Origin of the sequence: Streptomyces sp. NPDC006544, assembly GCF_040611715.1 — a bacterium.
Classification (GTDB): Bacteria; Actinomycetota; Actinomycetes; order Streptomycetales; family Streptomycetaceae; genus Streptomyces.
In genome coordinates, this window is sequence record NZ_JBEXOV010000226.1 from 1 (window position 1) to 1401 (window position 1401).

A 1401-nucleotide genomic window follows, 5' to 3' on the forward strand; every position below is an offset into this window, starting at 1 on the left:
CAATGCCGTTGCATTAATGGTCGTGCCATCGGTAGTGCAGTGTGACCATGACTGGGGCTCGTCGGCTGCTGGCCGGCTCACCAGGCACTTTGCTGGCGAAGTGCGTGATGCACGACTTGATTCTTCGTGGGCAGTCGCGTGAGCGTCGTGGCGGCAGCAGGGCAGCCGCGATCTCGGCGAGGCCGAGCCGGCGGTCACGTCGTCGGGCCGAGGGGGGAAAAGCCGGACGGTGCGATCACCGAACGGCGGACGACGTGCAGTGCCCGGATGAATGACGTCCGCTCGGCAGGACCCTGGGTGAGGCGAGCCGCCTCACCCAGGAGCTCTCGGGTCGCGTGGTGGACGATGAGGTGGGCGAATATCTCCTGCCGCACCCCGTCCGGTGTCTGCGACCTGAGGACCGGCCTGTCCCGCTGGTGAGTTTTGATCTCGTCGAAGACCAACTCGACCTCCCACCGCCGTGCATAGAGGGCCGCGAGTTCCTCAGCCGGGTACTTCTCGTAGTCCAGCAGGCTTGTGATGAGCCGGACCACTTCAGCCCGCCCGTCGATCCGGTACTCGATCACCCGGACCACCGCCGGCGGGGCCTTCAGCGTCCCGGCCGCCTTGCTGTGCTTGCTCGGCTCGATGCGGGCCAGATAGCTTCCGTCGGCCAGGACGTCCTGAACCCGGCGGGCCTTGCGCTGCTCGATCCGCCACAGCAGGTGGGCACCCTGCTCGCGCAGGCGGTGCCACCTGGCCAATCCCCACAGCCCCCGGTCGGCCAGAAGCAGAGTTCCCTTGCCGGCATGCCGGTCGAGTTCGTCGGAGACGATCCGCTCGGAGTCCTTCCATCCGCCGATCGCCGCGTCCAGCACCGTATGGGACGAGCATTCCGCGATGGCGACCACCCGTGCCATGGGATAGCCCAACGGACTGCGCTGTGAGCCCGACTTACCGAAAGTCTCCCGGTTTCCGGCAGCGTCAGGGACTGCCAGCAGCATCCCGTCCAGGGCCAGTACACGCAGACCTCGAAAGAGGTCGCTGTCCTGGCCCAGCGGACGGACGACAGCCCGGTGCAGGTCGCGCATCACCTGCCACCCCAGCCGTTGCCGAGCTCTGGTCAGCGACGACTTGTTCACTCCGGGCCACTCCCGCAACCCCGACTCGCCCGCTTTGAGCAGCCGTAGGACCTCGAGGTAGTCGACCCGCGGGAACAGGCACAACGCGAGGACGAAGTACACGGTGAACCGCGCCGACAGCAGACGGCGACGCTTCTCCCCGCGCCCCGCTTCACCAACGACCCGGTCCACCAGCTCAGGCGGACACGACCGGGTCAAGATCCCAAGCCCCAGCCGCTCCAGACGCGACACCAACACGAACGGCTCAACGCCCACCCCGCCCCAAAAGCAACGGCATTGG

Annotated in this window: 1 protein-coding gene; it reads right to left on the reverse strand. The window is 67.2% G+C overall.

The window, feature by feature from the left end; all coding sequences use genetic code 11:
• Positions 1-194 precede the first annotated feature (194 nt).
• Positions 195-1401 (reverse strand): IS4 family transposase (locus ABZY44_RS37700; RefSeq protein ID WP_356662071.1); only part of this gene is annotated, 1207 nt, incomplete at its 5' end.